Annotated in this window: 22 protein-coding genes; 8 read left to right on the top strand and 14 right to left on the bottom strand. The window is 66.7% G+C overall.

Translation table 11 applies throughout. The features are described from left to right. The first annotated feature begins 56 nt into the window (after nucleotides 1-56). The gene (locus ACYQ01_RS10060; protein ID WP_459933709.1) at nucleotides 57-1,844 is read left to right on the top strand and encodes a SulP family inorganic anion transporter; all 1,788 of its coding nucleotides are present in this window, start codon (nucleotides 57-59) and stop codon (nucleotides 1,842-1,844) included. Here ACYQ01_RS10060 and ACYQ01_RS10055 read toward each other — a convergent pair. Continuing rightward, a complete protein-coding gene (locus ACYQ01_RS10055; protein ID WP_459933708.1) occupies nucleotides 1,826-3,094 on the bottom strand; it encodes a M48 family metallopeptidase in 1,269 nt (422 codons plus the stop codon). The genes ACYQ01_RS10060 and ACYQ01_RS10055 overlap by 19 nt on opposite strands. A 52-nt stretch (nucleotides 3,095-3,146) precedes the next feature. On the opposite strand from ACYQ01_RS10055, the gene ACYQ01_RS10050 reads away from it, so the two are divergent. The 3 genes from ACYQ01_RS10050 to ACYQ01_RS10040 all read left to right on the top strand — a co-directional run bounded on the left by ACYQ01_RS10050 (nucleotide 3,147) and on the right by ACYQ01_RS10040 (nucleotide 6,911). Beyond that, the gene (locus ACYQ01_RS10050; RefSeq protein ID WP_459933707.1) at nucleotides 3,147-3,824 is read left to right on the top strand and encodes a Mut7-C RNAse domain-containing protein; all 678 of its coding nucleotides are present in this window, start codon (nucleotides 3,147-3,149) and stop codon (nucleotides 3,822-3,824) included. A 416-nt stretch (nucleotides 3,825-4,240) separates the two neighbouring features. Continuing rightward, nucleotides 4,241-5,593, top strand: a complete 1,353-nt coding sequence (locus ACYQ01_RS10045) for an aldehyde dehydrogenase family protein (protein ID WP_459933706.1) — start codon at nucleotides 4,241-4,243, stop codon at nucleotides 5,591-5,593. A gap of 13 nt (nucleotides 5,594-5,606) precedes the next feature. Next, nucleotides 5,607-6,911 carry a serine hydrolase domain-containing protein gene (locus ACYQ01_RS10040; RefSeq protein ID WP_459933705.1) on the top strand — a complete coding sequence of 435 codons (1,305 nt, stop codon included), beginning with the start codon at nucleotides 5,607-5,609 and terminating at the stop codon, nucleotides 6,909-6,911. A gap of 87 nt (nucleotides 6,912-6,998) precedes the next feature. Here ACYQ01_RS10040 and ACYQ01_RS10035 read toward each other — a convergent pair whose 3' ends face one another. The 11 genes from ACYQ01_RS10035 to ACYQ01_RS09985 form a co-directional block, all read right to left on the bottom strand. Further along, nucleotides 6,999-7,826 carry a L,D-transpeptidase family protein gene (locus ACYQ01_RS10035; protein ID WP_459933704.1) on the bottom strand — a complete coding sequence of 276 codons (828 nt, stop codon included), beginning with the start codon at nucleotides 7,824-7,826 and terminating at the stop codon, nucleotides 6,999-7,001. Next, a complete protein-coding gene (gene ribD / locus ACYQ01_RS10030) occupies nucleotides 7,823-9,001 on the bottom strand; it encodes a bifunctional diaminohydroxyphosphoribosylaminopyrimidine deaminase/5-amino-6-(5-phosphoribosylamino)uracil reductase RibD (protein WP_459933703.1) in 1,179 nt (392 codons plus the stop codon). The genes ACYQ01_RS10035 and ribD overlap by 4 nt, the downstream gene beginning before the upstream one ends. A 10-nt stretch (nucleotides 9,002-9,011) precedes the next feature. Next, a complete protein-coding gene (locus ACYQ01_RS10025; RefSeq protein WP_459933702.1) occupies nucleotides 9,012-9,473 on the bottom strand; it encodes a deoxycytidylate deaminase in 462 nt (153 codons plus the stop codon). A gap of 275 nt (nucleotides 9,474-9,748) precedes the next feature. Continuing rightward, nucleotides 9,749-10,987, bottom strand: a complete 1,239-nt coding sequence (gene glyA, locus ACYQ01_RS10020; protein WP_459933701.1) for a serine hydroxymethyltransferase — start codon at nucleotides 10,985-10,987, stop codon at nucleotides 9,749-9,751. A 122-nt stretch (nucleotides 10,988-11,109) separates the two neighbouring features. Beyond that, on the bottom strand, nucleotides 11,110-12,354 hold the full coding sequence (gene fabF / locus ACYQ01_RS10015; RefSeq protein WP_459933700.1) for a beta-ketoacyl-ACP synthase II: 1,245 nt from the start codon (nucleotides 12,352-12,354) through the stop codon (nucleotides 11,110-11,112). 68 nt (nucleotides 12,355-12,422) lie between these two features. Then, on the bottom strand, nucleotides 12,423-12,656 hold the full coding sequence (locus tag ACYQ01_RS10010) for an acyl carrier protein (RefSeq protein ID WP_459933699.1): 234 nt from the start codon (nucleotides 12,654-12,656) through the stop codon (nucleotides 12,423-12,425). A gap of 38 nt (nucleotides 12,657-12,694) precedes the next feature. Further along, a complete protein-coding gene (fabG, locus tag ACYQ01_RS10005) occupies nucleotides 12,695-13,441 on the bottom strand; it encodes a 3-oxoacyl-[acyl-carrier-protein] reductase (protein ID WP_459933698.1) in 747 nt (248 codons plus the stop codon). A gap of 91 nt (nucleotides 13,442-13,532) precedes the next feature. Continuing rightward, nucleotides 13,533-14,531 carry a beta-ketoacyl-ACP synthase 3 gene (locus ACYQ01_RS10000; protein ID WP_459933697.1) on the bottom strand — a complete coding sequence of 333 codons (999 nt, stop codon included), beginning with the start codon at nucleotides 14,529-14,531 and terminating at the stop codon, nucleotides 13,533-13,535. Nucleotides 14,532-14,548: 17 nt separating this feature from the next. Beyond that, complete coding sequence (gene plsX / locus ACYQ01_RS09995) at nucleotides 14,549-15,607, bottom strand: phosphate acyltransferase PlsX (RefSeq protein ID WP_459933696.1); 1,059 nt, start codon at nucleotides 15,605-15,607, stop codon at nucleotides 14,549-14,551. Next, nucleotides 15,591-15,776 carry a 50S ribosomal protein L32 gene (rpmF, locus tag ACYQ01_RS09990; protein WP_459933695.1) on the bottom strand — a complete coding sequence of 62 codons (186 nt, stop codon included), beginning with the start codon at nucleotides 15,774-15,776 and terminating at the stop codon, nucleotides 15,591-15,593. Before rpmF ends, plsX begins: the two co-directional genes overlap by 17 nt. A gap of 11 nt (nucleotides 15,777-15,787) precedes the next feature. Next, nucleotides 15,788-16,327, bottom strand: coding sequence for a YceD family protein (locus ACYQ01_RS09985; protein ID WP_459933694.1), 540 nt, complete (start codon nucleotides 16,325-16,327; stop codon nucleotides 15,788-15,790). Between the two features lie 154 nt (nucleotides 16,328-16,481). Between ACYQ01_RS09985 and rpmB the strand changes: the two genes are divergently transcribed. Further along, nucleotides 16,482-16,694, top strand: coding sequence for a 50S ribosomal protein L28 (rpmB, locus tag ACYQ01_RS09980; protein ID WP_459933693.1), 213 nt, complete (start codon nucleotides 16,482-16,484; stop codon nucleotides 16,692-16,694). Nucleotides 16,695-16,792: 98 nt separating this feature from the next. Here the strand turns inward: rpmB and gmd are convergent, their stop codons facing one another. Both gmd and ACYQ01_RS09970 read right to left on the bottom strand, forming a co-directional pair. Next, nucleotides 16,793-17,896 (bottom strand): GDP-mannose 4,6-dehydratase, encoded by a 1,104-nt coding sequence (gene gmd / locus ACYQ01_RS09975; protein ID WP_459933692.1) that lies wholly within the window; start codon nucleotides 17,894-17,896, stop codon nucleotides 16,793-16,795. Then, nucleotides 17,893-18,873, bottom strand: coding sequence for a GDP-mannose 4,6-dehydratase (locus ACYQ01_RS09970; RefSeq protein WP_459933691.1), 981 nt, complete (start codon nucleotides 18,871-18,873; stop codon nucleotides 17,893-17,895). The genes gmd and ACYQ01_RS09970 overlap by 4 nt, the downstream gene beginning before the upstream one ends. 294 nt (nucleotides 18,874-19,167) lie before the next feature. Between ACYQ01_RS09970 and ACYQ01_RS09965 the strand changes: the two genes are divergently transcribed. The 3 genes from ACYQ01_RS09965 to ACYQ01_RS09955 all read left to right on the top strand — a co-directional run bounded on the left by ACYQ01_RS09965 (nucleotide 19,168) and on the right by ACYQ01_RS09955 (nucleotide 21,892). Further along, nucleotides 19,168-19,458 carry a hypothetical protein gene (locus tag ACYQ01_RS09965; RefSeq protein WP_459933690.1) on the top strand — a complete coding sequence of 97 codons (291 nt, stop codon included), beginning with the start codon at nucleotides 19,168-19,170 and terminating at the stop codon, nucleotides 19,456-19,458. 198 nt (nucleotides 19,459-19,656) lie between these two features. Beyond that, a complete protein-coding gene (locus tag ACYQ01_RS09960) occupies nucleotides 19,657-20,187 on the top strand; it encodes a periplasmic heavy metal sensor (protein WP_459933689.1) in 531 nt (176 codons plus the stop codon). Nucleotides 20,188-20,509: 322 nt separating this feature from the next. Next, entirely contained in the window at nucleotides 20,510-21,892 is a 1,383-nt protein-coding gene (locus tag ACYQ01_RS09955) for a hypothetical protein (RefSeq protein WP_459933688.1), read from the top strand. The last annotated feature ends 2 nt before the right edge of the window (nucleotides 21,893-21,894 follow it).

Raw genomic sequence — 21,894 nt, 5'->3', positions numbered from 1 at the left:
TCCGGTCCGATAAAGCGTACCCCCGCCGGCGCGGGCTGTGCGCGCAAGGAGCCGCCATGACGAAACTCGGCCAGGCGATGGCATGGATATCGGCCCACGTGTTTTTTCCCGCCCCGTGTCCCTGGCGGGGCGCGGTGAGCCGGGCGGGCCTCAAGGCCGACCTGATGGCCGGACTCACCGGGGCCATCATCGTGCTGCCCCAGGGCGTGGCCTTCGCCTTGGTGGCCGGGCTGCCGCCCGAAATGGGACTCTACACCGCCATGGTCCCCACGGTGCTGGCCGCGCTCTTCGGCTCGTCGCACCATCTGGTCTCGGGCCCCACCACGGCCATCTCCATCGTGATCTTCACCAACGTCAGCGCCATGGCCCAGCCCTTCACGCCGGACTACATCCAGATGGTGCTGGCCCTCACGTTTCTGGCCGGGTTTTTTCAACTGGTTCTGGGCATGGCCCGGCTGGGCGGCATCATCAATTTCGTGTCGCTTTCCGTCATGACCGGGTTCACCGCCGGGGCGGCCGTGCTCATCGCCATGGGGCAGGTGGGGCATCTGTTGGGCGTCGAACTGCCCAAGCAGTCGTTTCCGCTCTTTCTCAGGCACCTGCCCCTGGCCGTGGCCCAGGCCAATCCCCAGGCCGTGGCCGTGGGGGGCTGCGCCTTGGCCGTGGCCGCCGTCCTGCGCCGGACGGCTCCGCGCCTGCCGGGACTTTTGCTGGCCCTGGTGGCGGCCAGCCTGCTGGCCTGGTTTCTGGACGGCCAAGCCCGCGGCCTGCACTTTGTGGGCGCGTTGCCCGAAGGCCTGCCGCCGCTCTCCTGGCCCTTTGTGGAGGTTTCGCGAGTGGGCGAACTGATTCCGGGCGCGCTGGCCGTGGCCATGCTCGGCCTGGCCGAGGCCGTGTCCATAGCCAGGGCCGCGGCCGCGCGCACGGGACAACGCCTGGACAACAACCAGGAGTTCGCCGCCCAGGGACTGGCCAACCTGGCGGGCGGGTTCTTTTCGGCATATGCCTCGTCGGGGTCCTTCACGCGCACCGGGGTCAATCTGGAGGCCGGGGCCGCGACCCCGCTATCGGCTATCGTTTCGGCCGTGTGCGTGGCCGGGGTGGTGCTCCTGGTGGCCCCGCTCACGGCCTGGCTGCCCTTGTCCGCCGTGGCCGGCGCCCTGGTGGTGGTGGCGGCGAGCCTGGTGCATGTGCCGGACATCCTGCGCGTGGTCCGCACCAGCCGGTCGGAAACCGTGGTCATGGCCCTCACCGCCGGATCGAGCCTGGTGGTCAGTCTGGAGTTCGCCCTGTTCGCCGGCGTCATGCTCTCGCTGCTCTTCTACCTGAATCGCACGGCCCATCCCCACTTCATTGCCATTGCGCCGGACGCGTCCTCGCCCAAGCGGCCCTGGCGCAACGCCGTCGCCTTCGACCTGCCGGAGTGCCCCCAGCTTCTGGTCCTGCGTCTGGACGGTTCCATCTTTTTCGGGGCCGTGAACCATATTTCCGAAGAGCTTCACCACATCCTGGCCAATCAGTCCGAGCGGCGGCACGTGCTCATCGTGGCCAGCGGGGTGAATTTCATCGACGTCACCGGTTGTCAGATGCTCTTCCAGGAGCGCACCTCCCTGGCTCGGGAGGGGCGCAGGCTGTACATGTGCTCGCTCAAGCGCGAGGTGCTGGATTTTTTGCGCCGGGGCGGCTGCATGCGCGGCCTGGGCGAGGGCGAGGTCTTCGTGCAGAAGACGGACGCCCTGCGGTCCATCCTGGCCAACTTGGACGAACGGGTCTGCGCCTGCTGCGACAAGCGGGTGTTCACCGAGTGCGCCAAGCTGCCCCAGGGCTACTGCGCGCTGGACTGAGGGCCGCAGGTTTCGGCCAGGCGTTCCAGGGCGCGCAGGCGCTCGACCGCGGGGGGATGGGTGGCGGTGAGCCACACGGTCAGGGGATGCGGCGTGAGGTTGGCCAGGTTGGTGACCGCGAGCTTTTTGAGCGCCCGAAACAAGGCCATGGCCAGGCCGGCGCGGGCGGCGAAGGCGTCGGCCTGGCGCTCCCAGGCGCGCGAGCTCGCGTTGGCCAGCACGGAAAGGGCCAGGCTCAGGGGTTGGGCGTAGATGCCGAAAAGCAGAAGACCCACGTGGACCGAAGGGACCGCGGCCCCGAAAGCCGCCTGCACGCCCCCGGCCAGCAGAAAGATTTGCATAAGCCCCAGAAGCGCCCCCAGCTTGACCAGGGCCAGCACGAGCCCCCGGGTTTGATGTCCCAGCTTGGCGTGACCCATCTCGTGGGCCAGCACGGCCAGCACTTCGTCCTGGTCCAGGGAGCGCAGCAGGGTGTCGTAGAGGCTGATGCGCTTCTTGTCGCCCAGGCCGGTGAAAAAGGCGTTGGCCTTGGTGGAGCGTTTGGAGCCGTCCATGACGAACACGCCGTCCAGGGAAAAACCCTGCTCGCGCACGAAATCCTCGATGGCCTGGCGCAGCGGGCCGGGCGGCAAGGGGGTGTAGACGTTGAACAGGGGAAGAATCCAGACCGGGGCCAGGTACACCAGGGCCACGAGCACGCAGCCCACGGCTCCCCAGGCGACCAGCCAGGCCCACGCGCCCAGGGTGGAGAACGCCCACAGCACGGTGAAGAGCACGGCCCCGCCGAGCGCCAGGGTGAGCGCCAGGCCTTTGAGCCGGTCGGCGGCGAAGACTCGCCAGGTGGCGGTGTTGAAGCCGAAGCGCGCTTCCACGCCGAAGGTGGAGGCCATGTCGAAGGGCAGTTCCGTCAGGAACTGGGCCAGGGCCAGCGCGCCCAGAAAAACCAGGCCGACGCCCGGTTCGTCCAACCCCAGCCCTCTGGCGAAGGTGTCGAGCCAGCCCACGCCCCCGGCCAGCAGAAAGCCGGTCAGCAGCAGGCCCAGCGTGGCCTCGCGCAGGGTTTCCAGACGGCCGGACGCGACCACGTAATCCCGGGAGCGGTCCCAGTCCACGGCCCCGAAGAGTCGGGTGATGTCCGCGGGCGGGGCCCCGGCCAGGGAGCGGGCGTTGAGCGCCCGGGACAGGGCGCCGACCGCGAACACGGACCACAGGGCCGCCACGGCCCACAAAACGGAGGCGTTTACGAGCACGGCGATTCTCCAATTTCACGGCGAACTGGCTCAGCTTGTCGGGCGTGAACGGGTGATCTACCCCGTCACCCGCCGCGCGTCCACCAAGGACGTGCTCGAAGCGCTGGGTGCTCCCCACACCGAAGTGTGGGGACTGTCGCAGCGGGGGCGCCCGTCCGGCTTCGAGCGTCCGGTGGAGCCCGACGACCGGTTGGACGCCTTTGCGGCCTGGGTTCCCGTGGACGTGACCGCGCCCCATCCCCTGCGCCCGGCCCCCCTGCCGGCCTTGCGTTTTCTTGTGGACGCCAACGTGAACCGGCTGGGCCGGCTGTTGCGCCTGTTGGGCCTGGACGCGGCGAGTGATCGAACCCTGGACGACGCGGGCCTGGCCGAACGGGCCGTGCGCGAATCGCGGGTGCTGCTCACCAGGGACCGGGGGCTGTGCAGACGCAAGAACGTGGGCTGGGCAAGGCTGTTGCGGGCCAACCATCCGCACGGGCAACTGCGCGAGGTGTTGTGGTTTTTCGGGTTGAAGCCGCCGTTTGCCGTCTTCACCCGGTGTCTGGATTGCAACGAAGTGCTCGCGCCCGTGGACAAGGCGCGGGTGCTCCACCGTCTCGAACCCAAGACCCGGCTCTATTACCACGAATTCCGGCTTTGCCCCTGCTGCGGCAAGGTGTTCTGGGCCGGGTCCCACCACCGGGCCATGCTTGGGAGCCTGGCGGACCTTGTCGGGGAGGCCGGGGGGTAGGCGGGCGCGGGGGCGAAAACGTCGACCCCGGACGAAAGCCCGCCCGCTCTCCCGGCGGCCGTGCGCGCCGGTTGCGCCGTGGGCGAAAATTGGCCATTATGGCGCGTCTGGCGAGTGCGCGCGCCGCGATTTGCGACCCTCCCCATCGCCTCCCGAGCGCCGCGATCCGTCCTGGCGGCTCGCCGGGCCTGGCAGGCCGTTGAAAACGCCGAACCGCGCGGCCTGTTCCGGATATTTGCCGTCAAGGCGCGAAGGAAAGCCGAGCCCGACACGCGGTGCGCGTGCAAGACGGTTTGCCTTTTGTGAAGCGGGCGCCGCCAGCCAGGATTTTGCGACAGGCTGCTAGCGCCCCGGACCCGTCGTCCACGAACAATCGCCCGGCTTTGTCCGGGCTGTTTCCATTCGGAGAAATCGTCATGATACAAAGCGTCAATCCGGCCACGGGAGAAGTGTTCGCCCAACACGCCGAGCACACCCCGGCCCATGTGGAAGAAGCTCTGGAACGTTCCTGGCGCGCCTGGCCCGCCTGGCGCGATCGCAGCTTCGCCCAGCGCGCGAAGCCCCTCACGGTCCTGGCCGGGCTCATGCGCGACCGGGCCCGGTCCCTGGCCGAAATCTGCACCCGGGAAATGGGCAAGCCCTTGTCCGAGTCCGTGGCCGAGGTGGGGCGTTGCGTGGAGGCCTTGGACTATTTTACGCAAAACGCCGAGGCCATGCTGGCCGACGAGCCGGATCAAAACGGGGCGCGCGTGGTCTACGACGCCGTGGGTCCGGTGTTTTCCATCATGCCCTGGAATTTCCCCTACTGGCAGGTGCTGCGCGCCGCGGCCCCGGCCTTGATGGCCGGCGACACCATGCTGCTCAAACACGCTCCCATCACCACGGGTTGCGCCCTGGCCGTGGAGCGCCTGGCCCTGGAGGCCGGATTGCCCGAAGGGGTGTTCCAGACCCTGGTGATCGGCAACGACCTTGCCGCCACGGTGATCACCGACTCCCGGGTGCGCCTGGTGACGCTGACCGGCTCCTGCCGGGCGGGCGAGTCCGTGGCCGCCCAGGCGGGCAGGGCGCTCAAGAAGGCCGTGATGGAGCTCGGCGGGTCCGACCCCTTCATCGTGTTGGCCGACGCGGATCTGGACGCCGCCGCGGCCACGGCCTGCACCGCCCGGTTCGCCAACGCGGGCCAGGTGTGCATCGCGCCCAAGCGCATTCTGGTGGAGCGCGCGGTGGCCAAGGCCTTCGAGGAAAAGCTCGCCAAGGCCGTTTCCGAACTCGTGTTGGGCGATCCGCTGGCCGAGGGCACGCGAATCGGTCCCATGGCCCGCCAGGATCTTCGCGCCAATCTGCAGGCGCAATACGACGACGCCCTGGCCAAGGGAGCGCGCGCCGCGCTGCCCGGAGGCAGCCAGGAAGGCCCGGGCTTCTTTTTCGCGCCGGCGGTGCTGGCCGGGGTGGGGCCGGGCATGCGCGTCTTCGAGGAGGAGGTCTTCGGGCCCCTGGCCTGCATCAGCGAAGTGGAAGACGCGGACCACGCCCTGGCGGTGGCCAACGACACGCCTTACGGCCTGGGGGCCAGCGTGTGGACGGGGGACCCGGACAAGGGCCTGGCCATGGCCCGCAAGCTGGAGGCCGGCAATGTGGCGGTGAACGCCCGGGTGGCCTCGGACGTGCGCCTGCCCTTCGGCGGGGCCAAGCGTTCGGGGTTCGGCCGGGAGTTGGGTCGTCACGGTCTGCTTGAACTGGTGAACATCAAATCCCTGCGCATGGGGTAACACGGGAGGTCGCGTGACCAATCCGGAATCGTCGGCCGCCGGCCGAAGCGATGATGTCGGCTTCTCGAACCGGGCGGTGAACAAAGCCAACACGGCGGGTTTTCTGCGGAAACTGCCGCTGATCCTGGCGCTTTGGCTTTTGACGACCTGCCTGGCCTGCGCCGGCTCCCACGACGAGCTCGCGTCGCGTCTGGACGCCCTTCTGGCTCAGGAAACCGAAGCCGGCCGGGTGGTGGGCGTGGTGGTTCTGGTGTCGCGAAACGGCCGTCTCATCTACCACCGCGCCGCGGGGTACGCCGACCGGGAGTCCAAGACGCCCATGCGCGAGGATACCGTGGTGCGCCTGGCCTCCATGAGCAAGCCTTTTGTCTCGGCCGCGGCCCTGTCCCTGATCGCGCAGGGCAAGCTGGGGCTCGACGACATGGTCAGCGAATGGCTGCCGGGATTCACCCCCACCCTGGTCGACGGTACGCCCGCCGAGATACGGGTGCGCCACCTGCTCACCCACACCTCCGGCCTGGGATACGGATTCGCCCAGGACGCGAAGGGCCCCTACCGTCTGGCCAAGGTCTCGGACGGCCTGGACTGCCCCGACTTCGACGAGGCCGAAAACCTGCGTCGGCTGGGCGGGGTGCCCCTGTTTTTTGCTCCCGGCTCGCGTTGGGGGTATTCCCTGGCCACGGACGTGCTGGGCGCGGTGCTGGCCCGGGCGGGAGGCGCGCCCCTGCCCGAGGTGGTGCGCCGGACGGTCACGCAGCCCCTGGGCCTGCGGCACACCGGCTTTTTGGTCACCGATACGTCGGACCTGTCCACGTCTTACGCCCGCACGACCGAAACCGTGGACCGCATGGGCGAAACCTACGTGTCCGTCTCGCCCGGAGGCCGGGAAATGACCTTTTGCCCCGGACGCGTTCTCAACCCCAAGTCTCCGGCCTCGGGCGGGGCCGGCATGGTCGGCACGGCGGGCGACTATCTGACTTTTGTCGAAGCCCTGCGCACGGGCGGCGGCCCCATTTTGAGCCCGGCCCTGTCCAAGGCCATGACCACCAACCGGATCGGCAGGATGCAAGCCCTGGCCCCGGGTTGGGGGTTTGGCTACGGAGTGGGGGTGCTTGTCGATCCCGAAAAGACCCACTCTCTCTATCCGCGCGGGTGCTGGTTCTGGGGCGGGGTCTACGGTTCGAGCTTTTGGGTGGACCCGTCCAACGGCCTGTCGGTGGTGGTGACCACCAACACCGCCCCCTGCGGAGCGGGGTCGGATTTCCACGAGACCGTGCGCACCACGGTCTACAAGGCCTTGGGGCTTTTTCCCCGCTGACGCGCGGTTTGCCCGGAACAAACGTTTCGTGGGAGGCTTCCGGCCTTGAGCCGGACGCCTCCCCCGTTTTCGTTGTAGTGCGAGCGGTCAGTCCAGGGCGGGCAGGGCCCAGAGGATGCGCAAGCGCTCGTACTGGTCGCGCGGCAACTGGACCAGCACCGGATGGGACTGTTGCCGGATCCTGTCCAGCAGGGCCTTCAGGTTCCGGGCGTCCATGGCCGTACAGCCGGCCGTGGGCTTGTCCGGGGCGCGCCAGACGTGCATGAATACGCAGGAGCCCGCGCCGGGCTTGGTGGGCGAGACGTTGTGCTCCACCACCAGGCCGAAGCGGTAGGGATCGCCCACTTCCAGCATGTCTTCGGCGCTGTCGAAGTCCTTGGGCTGGGCCTGGTCGGCGGGCAGAATGCGGTTGTAAAAACGCGACTGGGGGGAGTCCACGCAGAGCAGGCGCTGACGGATGTCGAGCACCGGCATGCCGGGATTTGCCCCCAGCTCGGCGGGATCGCGGGCAAAGGCCGGTCCCAGGGCGAAGACACCGGCCGGGGCCTTGCCGTCGCCCTCGCGCTTGACCGGGCCGTCGCCTATCCGGACGTTTAGGCCCAGGCCCCAGCCCAGGCCGTTTCGGCCGAGCATCACGGGAAAAGGCCCGTCGACCGCTTTCCAGGGCGCCTTGGCGTCGGCGCGTTCGTAAAAGCGCAGCGTGCCGGACGGCGACTGCCAGTCGTCGCCCACGCAAAGCAGCATCTGCCGGCAGTCGGGGGGCACGGGCGAGTCGCTTACGGCGCATGGATTGCCGGCCCAGGACGGCGCGGCCAGAAAGGCCCAGGCGAGAAGAGCCAATCCGCAGGCTGCCAGGAGCAGGCGTTCACGGCGCTTGGTGCGGCGCGATTCCGGGGTTTCGTCGTCGGGTTTCACGGACGCTCCTCCAACAGGCGATAGGTCAAACGCAGGTCGTTTCCGCTCATGGCGGTTTCCGCCAGACGCAGGGACAGACAATCTTCCATGGAGTCGGCCAGGCGGCCGGAAAACAGGGGAACGCCTCGGGCGTCGCCCAGCACCTTGGGAGCCAGAAAGAGCACGAATTCGTCCACCAGCCCCTGTTCAAGCAAGGCCAGACCCAACGCTCCGCCGCCTTCGCACAGGGTGGCGTGGCAGCCGGCCTCTTCGCGCAGCCGGACGAATCCGGCCCGAAGGTCCAGGCGCGCGCCCAGGGGCGGCAGGCCCCACACGCGCACGCCGCGTTCGGTCAGGGCCATGGCCGTGGGCGAGGCGGCCTGGGCCGGCGTGGTCCACAGGATGGTCTCCTGGGGACGCTCGCGCACAAGCGCCAGGGGGCCGTTGGGTTCGGGCAGGCGGGTGGTGACGGCCACGGCCAGGGGCTGGCGGATGGGCGCGCCGGCGCCGAGGGAACACCCGGGACCGGCGGGGGCGTCGGTCGGGGAGGCGTCGGCGTTTTCGGGTTCGGGATGTTCGTCCAGGCGCACGTTGAGCCTGGGATTGTCCGTGCGCAGGGTGGCCCCGCCCACGAGGACCGCGTCGGCCACGCTGCGCATGTGGTGCACGTAGCGCCGCGACTCCGGCCCGGAGATCCATCCCGGACGTCCACCCGGAGCGGCGATGCGTCCGTCCAGGGTGGAGGCCAGCTTGAGCACGTTGTAGGTGCGGTCGGTGAAGCGCCAGACCCGAAAGTCCGCGATGAGGTCGCGGCAGACCTGTTCCAGCACGCCCACGCGCACCTTGACCCCGGCGTTGGTGAGCGTGAGGCACCCTCCGCCCGCCACGTCGGGATTGGGGTCGGCGCAGCCCACCACCACTTCGGCCACCTTGGCGGCCAAGAGGGCCTGGGTGCAGGGCGGCGTCTTGCCGTGGTGGTTGCAGGGTTCCAGGGTCACGTACAGGGTGGCCCCGGCCGGGTCCACGCCTTTGGCGGCGGCGTCGGCCAGGCAGTTCACTTCGGCGTGGGGGCCGCCGCACACTTGGTGCCATCCCTGGGCCACGATTTTGCCGTCCCGCACGAGAACGGCGCCCACGCAGGGGTTGGGGCAGGCTCCGCCTCGGCCCTGTCGGGCCAACGACACGGCCTTGGCCATGAAACGTTCGTCAGGCGTCCTCGCAAGCAGCAAGCGGTTCAATGCGCACTCCGGCTTCGGCCAGCATCTCCCGGGAAAGTTCGTCGGGATAGCCGGCCGCGTAGTAGATGTTGGTCACTTGGCAATTGATGAGCATTTTCGTGCAGATGACGCACGGTTGGTGGGTACAGTAGATCTCCGCCCCGGAGATGGACACCCCGTGCACCGCGGCCTGAACGATGATGTTCTGTTCGGCGTGCAAGCCTCGGCACAGTTCGTGGCGTTCGCCCGAAGGGACGCCCAGCTTCTCGCGCAGGCAGCCGATGTCCAGGCAGTGCGCCGTGCCGATGGGCGCGCCGTTGTAGCCCGTGGCCAGGATGCGTTTGTCCTTGACGGCGATGGCCCCCACCTTGCGCCGAAGGCATGTGGAGCGCTCGGCCACCAGGCGGGCGATGCTCATGAAATACTGCGGCCAGGGGAGACGTTGGTCCATGGAGGTGGTTCCTCGTCGGGCGATATGGTGAACACGGCGGGTGTCTTGTCCGCGTGCAGGTGGTTTTGGGTAACCGCCGTCGGTCAGTTTCACAAACAATTTTTTTCGCCGCGGGAAACGTCAAGGGCCGCCGGAATTTTTCCCGGCGGCCCTTGTTGGCGTCAGTCGTCTGTTTTGGCGGCCTTGGCCCGAGCGCGCCGCTTCCCGAGCGTGAATCGCCGGGCGTGGGCGCCGGGCGCTTTTTCGCGCCTTTGGCGCCTGGCGCGGGGCGTCCGCTACCAGGCGAACAGCGGGAACTGCCGGGCGAACTTGGTCACGTCGGCCTTGATCTCGGCCAGCTTGGTGGCGTTGTCGCGTCCCATGATGGCGGCGTCGATCCAGGTGACGATCTTCTTCATGTCTTCTGGGCCCATGCCGCGCGTGGACAGGGCCGGCGTGCCCAGGCGGATGCCGGAGGTCACGAAGGGCGAACGGGTTTCGAAGGGCACCGTGTTCTTGTTCGCCGTGATGCCGGCGGCGTCCAGGGCAATCTGGGCGTCCTTGCCGGTGACGTCCTTGTTGCTCAGGTCCACGAGCATGAGGTGGTTGTCCGTGCCGCCGCTGACCAGGTCGTAGCCGTGGGCCAACAGGCCGTCGGCCATGGCCCGGGCGTTTTTGACCACCAACTCCTGGTAGGTCTTGAACTCGGGGCGCAAGGCCTCGCCGAAGGCCACGGCCTTGGACGCGATGACGTGCATGAGCGGTCCACCCTGAATGCCAGGGAAGATCTGGGAATCGAACTTCTTGCCCAGGTCTTCGTCGGCCAGGATCAGGCCGCCGCGCGGACCGCGCAGGGTCTTGTGGGTGGTGGAGGTCACGACGTGGGCGGCTCCGATCGGGCTTGGGTGCAGGCCCACGGCCACCAGGCCCGCGATGTGGGCCATGTCCACCATGAGCAGCGCTCCCACTTCGTCGGCCACGGCCCGGAACCGGGCGAAATCGATGACGCGGGGATAGGCGCTGGCGCCGGCCACGATGATCTTGGGCCGGTGTTCGCGGGCCAGGGCTTCCAGGGCGTCGTAGTCGATGGTGCCGGTTTCCTTGCGCACGCCGTAGAACGCCACCTTGAAGAAGCGGCCCGAAAAGTTCACCGGGCTGCCGTGGGTGAGGTGACCGCCGTGGGAAAGGTCCATGCCCAGGATGGTGTCGCCGGGGACGAGTTGCGAAAAGTAGACCGCCATGTTGGCCTGGGAGCCGGAGTGGGGCTGCACGTTGGCCCAGGAGCAGCCGAACAGGGCCTTGACCCGCTCGCGGGCCAGATCCTCGGCCACGTCCACGAATTCGCAGCCGCCGTAGTAGCGTTTGCCCGGGTAGCCTTCGGCGTATTTGTGGGTCATCACCGACCCTTGGGCCTGGCGCACGGCGGTGGACACGAAATTTTCCGAGGCGATGAGTTCGAGTCCGCTCACCTGGCGTTCGATCTCCTTGGCCATGGCCTCGGCGATCTGGGGGTCGCGGATGAAAAGTTCTTCCATGTCTGTCTCCTTGGCCGAAAAAGCGTCAACGGACTTGGCGGCGCACGCGCCGCAAAGTCCGTTGATCGCCTGCAAAAGGGTTGCCCTGGTTGTCCGTACGGGAGGCGGCGCTTCCCGGGGCTTTAATCCTGGTATTTCTTGAAGATCACGCAGGCGTTGGTTCCTCCGAAACCGAAGGAGTTGTTCATCACCGCGTGAACGGGCATGGAACGCGCCGTATTGGGCGTGCAATCCAGGTCGCATTCGGGGTCGGGGGTCTCGTAGTTGATGGTGGGGGGAACCATGTCCTCCATCACCGACTTGACCGAGAACACGCTTTCGATGGCTCCGGCTCCGCCCAGGCAGTGGCCGATCATCGACTTGTTGGCCGTGACGGCCAGCTTGTGGGCGTGGTCGCCGAACACGGTCTTGATGGCCCGGGTCTCGCACTGGTCGTTGAGCGAGGTGGAGGTCCCGTGGGCGTTGATCAGGGAGATGTCTTCAGGGCGCATGCCCGCCTCGCGCAGGGCCGAACGCATGGCCAGGGCCATGCCTTCGCCGTTTTCCGGCGGAGCGGTCATGTGGAAGGCGTCGCCCGAAGCCCCGAATCCCGCCACCTCGGCCAGGATGTTGGCTCCACGGGCCTTGGCGAAGTCCAACGATTCGAGCACGAGCACGCCCGCGCCTTCGCCCAGCACGAAGCCGGTGCGGTCCTTGTCGAAGGGCCGCGAGGCCTTGGTGGGCTCGTCGTTGCGGGTGGACAGGGCCTTGAGGGCGTTGAAGCCCGAGATGGCCAGGGGCGAAACCGCCGATTCCACACCGCCGCACACCATGGCCTTGGCCCGGCCGAGCAGGATGTCGGTGTAGGCGTAGCCCACGCCGTGCGCGCCGGAGGCGCAAGCGCTGGTGGTGGCCAGGTTCGGCCCCTTGGCCCCGGTGAAGATGGCCACTTGTCCGGCGGCCATGTTGGCGATGACCACGGGAATGAAGAAGGGCGAGATGCGGGTCGGTCCGTCCTTGAGGAGTTTGGAGTGCGTGGTTTCGATGGTCCCCAGGCTGCCCAGGCCGCAGCCGATGAGCGCGCCGACTTCGGGAGCCAACTCGGGAGTGATCTCGAGTCCGGCTTCCTTCACGGCCATGAGCGCAGCGGCCACCGCGTACTGGGTGAACAGGTCCATGCGTTTGGCCTGTTTGGGCGGCACGTGCTTGGAGATCTCGAATCCCTTCACTTCGCAGCCGAAGGTGGTGTCGTATCCCGTGGCGTCAAAGCGCGTCAGGGGGGCGGCGCCGGAGACGCCGTCGAGCAGATTCCTCCAACTGGTGGACAGATCATTGCCTATCGGCGTGACCGCGGCCATGCCGGTAACAACAACACGATTGAGCTTCATTATGTCGGCACCTTCGAAAGTCTGGCGGCCGGGCGGGTGAGGACCGGCCAGGCCGGGCTAGGGGCGTCTTATTTCTGCTTGGCTTCGATGAAAGTAATGGCGTCCTGCACCCGGATGATTTTCTGGGCGTCTTCGTCGGCGATTTCCACGCCGAACTCTTCTTCCATGGCCATGATCAGTTCGGTCAGGTCCAGGGAGTCGGCTCCCAGGTCATCCACGAACTTGGCTTCGAGGGTCACTTCGTCGGGGGAGACGCCCAGCTGGTCGACGACGATTTCCTTAACTTTCTCGGCAACGGACATGATGGCTTCCTCCAAAGGGGTGTGGGGTGTAATCCAGGCTAGCGGTAGAGGCCGCCGTTGACGGCCAGTACTTGTCCGGTAATGTACGACGCGCCGGGCGAGGCGAAAAAGGACACGGCCGAGGCCACGTCCTGCGCGGTGCCCACGCGTTTGAGCGGGATCTGATCCAATAGGGTCTTTTTGACTTCGTCGGAAAGAACGGCGGTCATGTCCGTGTCGATAAAACCGGGAGCCACGGCGTTGACCGTGATGTTGCGGGGAGCGAGCTCCACGCTGGCGGTCTTGGTCAGACCGATGAGACCGGCCTTGGCGGCCGAATAGTTGGCCTGACCTGAGTTGCCCATCTGGCCGGCCACGGAAACCATGTTGACGATGCGTCCGCTGCGCCGTTTCATCATGAGCTTGGCCGCCTCGCGCAGGCAGACGAAGGCCCCGGTGAGGTTGACCGAGGTGACGATGTTGAAGTCGTCGTCCTTCATGCGCACGAGCAGGCCGTCCTTGGTGATGCCGGCGTTGTTGACCAGAACTTCGAGTTCGACCTTGCCGGCCACGTGCTCCTTGAAAAAGGCGGCGATGGCCGCGGTGTCGGACACGTCCAGGTGCAAGGCCGCGGCCTCGCCCCCTTCGGCCAGGATGGAGGCCGCCACGGCCTGGGCTTCAGCCGGCTTGGACACGTAGGTGAGCAGGACCGAAAAGCCGTCCTTGGCCAGCTGTCTGGCCACGGCCGCGCCGATGCCGCGCGATCCGCCGGTGACGAGGGCTGTGAGACGGGGAGGTGTTTTCATCGTATCGTATGTATGGGTTTCGTGTCGGGCTCAAGTCCCGTATCGCAAGTGGGGCCAAAGGCAAAGGCCAAAATGAAACTCTTTGCGCGCCTTAGACGAATTTGAGCAGGGCCGATCCCCAGGTGAAACCGCCGCCGAAGCCCGTGAGCAGCACCCGCGTTCCGGGCTTGATGCGGCCTTCGGCCTTGGCGTCGGTCATGGCCAGGCCCATGGACGCCCCGGAGGTGTTGCCGTAGCGGTCCACCGTGACCATGACCTTTTCGGGCCCGGCCTTGAGGCGCTTGCTCACGGCGTCGATGATGCGCAAATTGGCCTGGTGGGGGATGATGAGGTCCACGTCCTCGGGCTTGAGGTCGTTCTTTTCCAGGATTTCGTGGGAAACCGAAATCATGGAGCGCACGGCGTGCTTGAACAGCTCCTGCCCGAGCATCTCGATGAAAAAGTTGGGACCCACGGTGTCGCCAAGCTTCAGAGGGTTGGCCGAGCCGCCGCCCTTGATGGTCAGATATTGGCCGAGCGAGCCGTCGCTGTGCAGCACCACGTCTTCGATGATGGCCTGTCCGGGCTTGGGTTCGTTGGTGGAGATCACGGCCGCGCAGGCCGCGTCGCCGAACAGCACGCAGGTGGCCCTGTCCTCCCAGTTGACCCGGCTGGTGAGAATGTCCGCCGAGGAGATGAGCGCTACGGATTCGGGGCGAAGCGACAGGGTGCCCAGGGCGATTTCCATGGCGTAGAGAAAACCGGTGCAGGCGGCGTTCAGGTCGCAGGCCGGGCGGCCGTTGAGGCCCAGGCGGTCGATGAGGGTGCAGGCCGCCGCGGGCAGGATGGCGTCGCCGGTCAGGGTGTGCAGGTAGACGTGGGTCACGTCTTCCAAGGGGCGTCCTGCGTCCTTCAGGGCCTCGCGGCAGGCGCCTTCGGCCAGCACGGTGCAGGGTTCGTCCGGCCCGGAGATGTAGCGCGTCTTCATGCCGGTGCGGGTGACGATCCACTCTTCGGTGGTGTCGATCATGGCCTCCAGATCGGCGTTGGTCAGGGCGCGCTTGGGGACCTTCTTGCCGATGCCTTCGAGCGTGAAACGACCTTTGAGCATGTGCTGATCCTGATGGGTTAGGAGGACGCCATGGCGGGCGCCGCACGTTTGACGAAATTCGAGAAGTCGGCGTTGGCGGCCAGCCCGTCCTTGAGGAGCTTGTCCGCGCCCATGCGCACCAGGGATCCGGCCATGTCCACCGCGGAGAGGATGGCCTTGGCGTTGGACGACCCATGGGCCACGATGACCGTTCCGTTCAGGCCCAGAAGGGGGGCTCCGCCGTATTCGGCGTAGTCCATGAGCTTGGCGAAGCGCTTCAGGGAGGAAAGGGCCAGGGTGGTGCCGATCTTGGCGAAGAATCCGCGCTTGAGCTCGCCCTTGAGGAGCCGGCCCATGGACATGGCCAGCCCTTCGGCCAGCTTGAGCGAAACGTTGCCCACGAACCCGTCGCAGACCACCACGTCGTATTCGCCGGTGAAGATGTCCCGGCCTTCGACGTTGCCCGCGAAATTGAGGGAGGAGAACTTGAAGAGCTCGTAGGCTTCCTTCACCAGCCAGTTGCCCTTGCCTTCCTCTTCGCCGATGGAGAGCAGGGCCACCTTGGGCGAGGGACAGCGCAACAGGATGCGCGCCATCACGTCGGCCATGATGCCGAACTGCAAGAGGTTCACGGGCTTGCAGTCGACGTTGGCGCCCACGTCCACCAGCACGCAGGGCGAGGTCTCGGTGGGCATGATGGTGGCCAGGGCCGGCCGGTCGAGCCCCTCGATGCGTCCCAGGGTGAACAGGCTGCACGCCAGGGTCACGCCGGTGTTGCCCGCGCTGATGAGCCCGTCGGCCTCGCCGTCGCGCACCAGGTTGCAACACACCTGGATGGAGGAGTCCCGCTTCTTGCGCAGGGACTCCGACGGCTTCTCGCGCATCTCGGCCACCTGGGACGCATGCACGATGCGGTAGTTGCACCCGCGCGTGTCGAGTTTGGCGAGCTCGGCCGTAATGCGCGACTCCTCCCCCACCAGGAGCAGGTCGTACTTGCGCAGCTTGGCGGCCGAAATCGCGCCGGGGAGCACCACGTTGGGGCCGAAATCCCCCCCCATGGCGTCCACGGCGAGACGGGGTCTAGGACTCGGACTCATCCCGCTTGAGCACCTGGCGGCCTTTGTAGGTGCCGCAGCTGGGGCACACGCGATGAGGCAGGGTGGCCTCGCCGCAGGAGCACAAAATGACGTTGGGCGCGGTCAAGGCGTCGTGGGAACGGCGCATCCCCTTGCGGGACTTGGAAACTTTTTTCTTGGGTACGGCCATGGTCGTTTTCCTTACGTGTCGTCTTTTTTCTTGTCGAGCTTGAGCCCGCGCAGCGCGGCGAGGCGGGGATCGTCCCCGGTCTGGACGCAGTTGCAGGCTTCGACGTTTCTGTCCGCCCCGCACACGGGGCACAGTCCCTTGCAGTCCGGCCGGCACAGGGGCTTGGACGGCAGCCCCAGGAGAAATTCTTCCCAGAGCAGGGCGCCCACGTTGAGTTCGAGGGTCTTGCCCTTGCGCCGCAAGAACGTCTGGCCGAGCGGGTCTTCTCCGGCGGGCGATTCGTCCTCGTAGAGGTCGAAGGCCTGGTCCACCAGCACATGGGCCGGACTGGCGCATCGGTCGCAGGGCTCCACCAGGCAGGCTTGCAGCGCGCCGCGCACCACCACCCCGCGCGAGGCCGGGATTACGGTGATGTCCGAACAGAAGTGCCCGTCCAGTTGATAGGCCATACCGAACGTGGCCAATCCCTCGGTGAGCAGGGTCTGGTCGTCCAGGACGAATTCCCGGCCCTCGGCCGGTATGTCGGTAATGTCGAGCCAGCGGTCGCTCACATACGCCTCCGGAAAGCACCGATGAGTAATCTTGGCCCGAGGGGTTGTCAACAAAAAGCTTGCCTTGGTTTTGAAGTGCGTGTAAGCATCGCATCCCTTTGCTTGAGATGCGAGAAAACTTTCCGGGGCCTGCCCCGTTTCGGAGGTATACCACATGTCCAAGGTCTGCGAATACTGCGGCAAGCGCCCTCAGGTGGGAAACAACGTCAGCCACGCCAACAACAAGTCCAAACGCCGTTTCGAGCCCAACCTGTTCAAGGTGCGGGCCGTGAAGAAGTCCGGCGAGGTGTGCACCGTGACCGTGTGCACCCGGTGCCTGCGTTCCGGCGAGGTGGTCAAACCCAGCGTGCGTGAAAGCGCCGAATAGGTTGTGTTTTTCGTCTCGCCGCGATTTGGCGAGAAGGCAAAAAGGCCGGTTCCCCGCAGGGAACCGGCCTTTTTGTTGTCGGCGTCGCGTTCGGCGTTCTATTCGTGAAAGCTGAACGTCGTATAGCCCTTCACCTGGCACAGGTGATCGCGTTCGGCGTCGTTCAAGTCGGCGCGGATCATTTCCGACACCATCTCCTCGAAGGTGATGCGCGGGGTCCAGCCGAGTTTTTCCTTGGCCTTGGTGGGATCGCCCAGGAGCGTCTCCACCTCGGTGGGGCGAAAGTAGCGCGGGTCCACGGCCACCAGGCAGGCCCCGGTATGGGCGTGATAGGCCTTTTCGTCCAGGCCGTGGCCTTCGAACCGCAGGGGAATGCCCAGTTCGGCCGCGGCGGCCTTCACGAAGTCGCGCACGCTGTACTGCACGCCCGTGGCGATGACGTAGTCGTCCGGTTCGTCCTGCTGGAGCATGAGCCACATCATTTCCACGTAGTCCTTGGCGTGGCCCCAGTCGCGCTTGGCGTCCAGGTTGCCCAGGTAGAGGCAGTCCTGCAGGCCGAGCTTGATGCGGGCCATGGCCCGGGTGATCTTGCGGGTGACGAAGGTCTCGCCGCGCATGGGGGACTCGTGGTTGAAGAGGATGCCGTTGCAGGCGAACAGGTTGTAGGCCTCGCGGTAGTTCACGGTGATCCAGTAGCCGTAGAGCTTGGCCACGGCGTAGGGGCTGCGCGGATAGAAGGGGGTTTTTTCGGTCTGGGGAATCTCGCGCACCTGGCCGAAGAGTTCGGACGTGGAGGCCTGGTAGAAGCGGGTGGTTTCGGCCATGCCCAGAATGCGGATGGCTTCGAGAATGCGCAACGTGCCCAGGGCGTCGGAGTTGGCCGTGTATTCGGGCGTCTCGAACGACACCGCCACGTGGGACTGGGCGGCCAGGTTGTAGATCTCGTCCGGTTTCACCTGTTGGATGACCCGGATAAGGTTGGTTGAGTCGGTCAGGTCGCCGTAGTGCAAAATAAAGCGCCGACCGTCCACGTGGGGGTCCTGATACAGGTGGTCGATGCGGTTGGTGTTGAAAAGCGAGCTGCGGCGCTTGAGGCCGTGCACGACATAGCCCTTTTCCAGAAGGAGCTGGGCCAGATAGGCCCCGTCCTGGCCGGTGATGCCGGTGATGAGGGCGGTCTTGGTGCTCGTCTTGTTGCTCATGGATGCTTGGTCTCCTGATCGGAAAGACGTTGGCGTTCGGCTTCGACCATGGCCCGGGCCACCTGGGGCATGGCCTTTGTGGCCCGCCATTGCAGAATTTCGGCGGCGCCGGACGGATCGGCCAGGCTGACCTGGATGTCCGAAGGGCGGAACAGGGCGGAATTGCTGTCCACGTGGTCGTGCCAGTCCAGGTCCAGGGCGGCGAAAACCTGGGCGGTGAAGTCACGCAGGGAATGGCTTTGGCCGGTGGCGATGACGAAATCGCGCGGGGTTTCCAACTGGAGCATGCGCCACATGGCCTCCACGTATTCGGGGGCCCAGCCCCAGTCGCGCACCACGTCGATGTTGCCCAGGCTCAGGCGTTCTCCCGATCCGGCGGCGATGCGGCAGGCGGCGGCCACGATTTTTTTCGTGACGAAGCGGGCCGGGCGCAGGGGGGACTCGTGGTTGAAGAGAATGCCGTTGCAGGCGAACAGGCCGTAGGCTTCGCGGTAGTTGGCCACGGCCCAGTGCGCGGCGGCCTTGGCCACGGCGTAGGGGCTGCGCGGTCGAAAGGGGGTGTCTTCGCCGGCGGGGGTTTCGGTGTTGCCGAAACACTCCGACGATCCGGCGTTGTAGAAGCGCACCGGTCGTCCGAGAAGGCGCAGTTGTTCGAGCAGGTGGAAGATGGCCACGGCCACGGATTCGAAGGTCTCCACCGGCTGTTCGAAGGAAAGCCCCACCGAGCTTTGTCCGGCCAGGTTGTAGATTTCGTCCGGCTCGGTCTTGGCGATGACCTGCCAGAGGCTGCGGAAGTCGCCGAGCGACGCGGAGTGAATGCTCACCGTGTCGGCCACGCCCACGGTTTGGAGCCCGTGGAGGTTGGCCATCTGGGCGTCGCGCGAGGTGCCGGCCACATGGTAGCCTTTGTCGACCAGGAGGCGGGACAGATACGCGCCGTCTTGGCCGGTGATGCCGATGATGAGGGCGGATTTCATTCTTGTAGGGATGGTCCGGAAATTGGTGGCTTGAAAAAAGATTTCTTCGTCCAAACGGCCTGAACTGTCAATGCTCGGCCGGGAAAGACCGGGCCGGGAGGGGGAAAACCGGGCGGACGATCCGGTGCACGTTGGTGCAAGGGGGCGCGCCGGTTTGTGCAATGTCCTGCACAAGGGAGGGGCCCGGGGGAAGCTCGCCTATGTAACATGTCGTTTTCAAACGATAAACAGGTTTGGCACGGCATATGCTTTATTCGGCGCAACACCGCACGACAGTGCACAAGGAGAACAACCATGTTGAAGACCATCGCTTTTACCGTTCTGGCCGTGGCTCTTCTGGGTGTGGGCGCTTCGGAATCCTTCGCCAGAGGACACGGATACGGATACGGCAGGGGCTACGGCCCCATGGCCAACGGACAGTACGGACAGTGCCGGGCCTACAACGCCTCGGGACAGTATCAGCCCCCCTGCTGGAGAGCCGGACAGGGGACCCCGGGCGCCTTCGGACGAGGTCCGGCCTGGGCTCCGGGCTCGGGACATCCCGCGGTTGTCGCCCCGAACGCCGCGCAGCCCGGCGGCGTGTAACAGGGCGTCCGCGAAGAAAAGCCTCCGTGTCTCGTGGAGAATACGACGCAATCGGACGAAGTCGCCGGAAGGACCAGCGAGCACGAGACAGGGACCAGTGTGCAAGCAAGATCCGAGCCGTCCGCCGCGCGGGCATATGGACCCGCGCCGGGCGGAGGCCGGGATTCACATACGAGAACCAAATTCAGGAGAACAAGAATGCATAAGCGTATCGTCACCCTCGTTGTCGCCGCTCTGGCCGTCGTGACCATGAGCTCCCTGGCCATGGCCCAGCCGTGGGGCCGGGGAATGGGCGGCTGGCTGGCCCAGGTGCCCCAGGAAAAGCGGGAACAGGTGCTCAAGATCTTCAGCGAAGGCCGCAAGAAGATCTACGACCTGGAAAGCCGCAAGTGGGACAAGCAAGCCGAACTCAATGTCGAGCTTTCCTCGGCCAAGCCTGACAGCGCCAAGATCGAAGCCCTGGCCAAGGAGATCGGAACCCTCGGGGCCCAGGCCTACCAGGAGCGCGTGGCCCTGCAACAGCGCATTCTCAAGGACACCGGCGTGAACCTGCCTCTGGCCGGCGGCTGCGGCGGCTCCGGCATGGGCATGGGTATGGGACGCGGCCGCGGACACGGCGGCTACGGCATGGGCTACGGCCCCGGCGGCAACGGCGTTCCGCCCTGCGTGCAGTACGGTCAGACCGGGCAGGGCGCCCAGACCGCGCCCGCGGATCAGAAGGCCAAGTAGCGCTTCTTCCCCCGCTTTCGCTCCCTTTCGCGCCCCCCGGTTCCGGCCGGGGGGCGTTGTCGTCGTTCGCGGCGCCAGCCTGGGGGGCCGACGAAACTTCGGTTGGCGGGGGAGGGCGCGGCCCTGGGCGATCGCGCCGGGCCCAGGCGGCCTGGGCCGCGACGGCGCGTGTTTCCGGATCGGGCCGGGGTTCGCCTCGTTCGCGCATTGCCGCTTTCGCGGGCTGATGCTAGAAGCGGGAAAGCCCGGCGGCGCGCATCCGGGGAGGCGAAAATCGCCCCCTGGCGCCGAAAACACGCGCGACCGAGTCTAGGAGGACGCCATGCTTCGGCGGTTATGCTGGATCTTGATGGGTTTTTCCCTTGTGGGGATCTTGTGCTCCACCCTGGTTCTGGTGGCCGGTCCCTCGTCGGAGGTGTCGGCGTGGGCCGGCTGGAGTTTCCTGGGCATGTCCCGCTTCCAGTGGCAGGGGCTGCACGACGGATTGGGGCTTCTTCTGCTCATTACCGGCGGCGTCTGCCTGACCACGGCCAGCAAGATCATGCTCGCCCCGCGCGACGGCGAGCCCGGAAACGCTCCGGCGGTGCTGGCCGCCCTGATGATTTTTCTCGTGTTCCTGCTCACCGCCGTCCTGCGTCTGCCGCCGTCCAGCCTGATCGCCGGGGCCTCGCAGGCGCTCAAGACCTGGCACGCCAAGAGTTTCGGCGCTCCTCCCCTGCCGGGCGCGGCCGACATGTCGCCACGGGAGTTGGCCAAGCGCATCCAGCTCGATCCGGACAAGGCCGTGGCCAATCTGGTCAGCCACAACGTCAAGCTCTCCACCCCCTCGGCCACCCTGGCCGAAATCGCCAAGGAGAACGGCCTGGTGCCGGCGGCCGTGTACGAAACCCTGCGCGCCGGCAAGGAGCCGACGCTGCCGCAGCCCGTTCAGGCCGACAGGCAGGCCCCGCCGCAGGTGCTGTTGCCGGCCGATCCGCCTCCGGGCCTGGGACGGCTCAAGCTCTCCGACGTGTGCGAGCAGTACGGCCTTGACCTCAAGACCGCCGTGGATCACCTGGGCAAGAGCGGCATCAAGGCCTCCGCCGACATGACCTTGCGCCAGATCGCCCAGGCCAACCTCATGCTGCCCATCGAAATTTACGACGGCCTGCGCGCGGCCCAGGGCCAGAACGTGGGACATGCCCAGGCGCATGTCTCGCCGCCCGCGCAAACCCAGGCTCCGGGCCAGAGTCCGGCCCAGGCTCCGGCTGTCCAGTTCCCCGGGCAGACTCCTCCCCAGCCGCCCTCGCCCCTGGCCGGGCAGCTCCTGCCGCCGGCTCAGACGCCGACCCAAGTTCCGCACGGGCAGGCCCCCGGAACCCAGACTCCCGGCGTTTCGGCTCCGGGAGCCCACGCCACGGGGATGCAGACCCCGGGGAGCGTCCCGGGCGTCCCGTCTCCCGGCGTTTCGGCCCCGGGCCAGCAGGCTTCGGGCGTCCAGGCCCCGGATGCGTCCTCGCCGAGTCAGGCCCCGGGCGCGGCTCCGGCCAACCTGGCCAAGCTCACCCTGTCGGCCTACTGCCGGGAGCACGGCCTGGACAACCGCCAGGCCCTGGACAAGCTCAAGGCCAAGGGCATCGTGGCCTTTTCGGACATGACGTTTCGTGAAATCGCCATCGAAAACGCCATGAGCCCCCAACAGGTGATGGAGATCATCGCCCGGTAGCG

Source organism: Fundidesulfovibrio butyratiphilus, assembly GCF_054657235.1.
Note: the sequence above shows the minus strand (reverse complement) of the source record. Positions and strands in the feature narration are given on the sequence as shown.

Excerpts from the sequence above, each read along its gene's own strand:
- ribD (WP_459933703.1), bottom strand. The coding sequence starts at position 9,001 with ATGGCCAAGGCCGTGTCGTTGGCCCGACAGGGCCGAGGCGGAGCCTGC.
- plsX (WP_459933696.1), bottom strand. The coding sequence starts at position 15,607 with ATGAGTCCGAGTCCTAGACCCCGTCTCGCCGTGGACGCCATGGGGGGG.
- rpmF (WP_459933695.1), bottom strand. The coding sequence starts at position 15,776 with ATGGCCGTACCCAAGAAAAAAGTTTCCAAGTCCCGCAAGGGGATGCGC.
- fabG (WP_459933698.1), bottom strand. The coding sequence starts at position 13,441 with ATGAAAACACCTCCCCGTCTCACAGCCCTCGTCACCGGCGGATCGCGC.
- gmd (WP_459933692.1), bottom strand. The coding sequence starts at position 17,896 with ATGAGCAACAAGACGAGCACCAAGACCGCCCTCATCACCGGCATCACC.
- ACYQ01_RS09970 (WP_459933691.1), bottom strand. The coding sequence starts at position 18,873 with ATGAAATCCGCCCTCATCATCGGCATCACCGGCCAAGACGGCGCGTAT.
- ACYQ01_RS10010 (WP_459933699.1), bottom strand. The coding sequence starts at position 12,656 with ATGTCCGTTGCCGAGAAAGTTAAGGAAATCGTCGTCGACCAGCTGGGC.
- ACYQ01_RS09965 (WP_459933690.1), top strand. The coding sequence starts at position 19,168 with ATGTTGAAGACCATCGCTTTTACCGTTCTGGCCGTGGCTCTTCTGGGT.
- ACYQ01_RS09955 (WP_459933688.1), top strand. The coding sequence starts at position 20,510 with ATGCTTCGGCGGTTATGCTGGATCTTGATGGGTTTTTCCCTTGTGGGG.
- ACYQ01_RS10045 (WP_459933706.1), top strand. The coding sequence starts at position 4,241 with ATGATACAAAGCGTCAATCCGGCCACGGGAGAAGTGTTCGCCCAACAC.
- glyA (WP_459933701.1), bottom strand. The coding sequence starts at position 10,987 with ATGGAAGAACTTTTCATCCGCGACCCCCAGATCGCCGAGGCCATGGCC.
- ACYQ01_RS10000 (WP_459933697.1), bottom strand. The coding sequence starts at position 14,531 with ATGCTCAAAGGTCGTTTCACGCTCGAAGGCATCGGCAAGAAGGTCCCC.
- fabF (WP_459933700.1), bottom strand. The coding sequence starts at position 12,354 with ATGAAGCTCAATCGTGTTGTTGTTACCGGCATGGCCGCGGTCACGCCG.
- rpmB (WP_459933693.1), top strand. The coding sequence starts at position 16,482 with ATGTCCAAGGTCTGCGAATACTGCGGCAAGCGCCCTCAGGTGGGAAAC.
- ACYQ01_RS10025 (WP_459933702.1), bottom strand. The coding sequence starts at position 9,473 with ATGGACCAACGTCTCCCCTGGCCGCAGTATTTCATGAGCATCGCCCGC.
- ACYQ01_RS10060 (WP_459933709.1), top strand. The coding sequence starts at position 57 with ATGACGAAACTCGGCCAGGCGATGGCATGGATATCGGCCCACGTGTTT.
- ACYQ01_RS09960 (WP_459933689.1), top strand. The coding sequence starts at position 19,657 with ATGCATAAGCGTATCGTCACCCTCGTTGTCGCCGCTCTGGCCGTCGTG.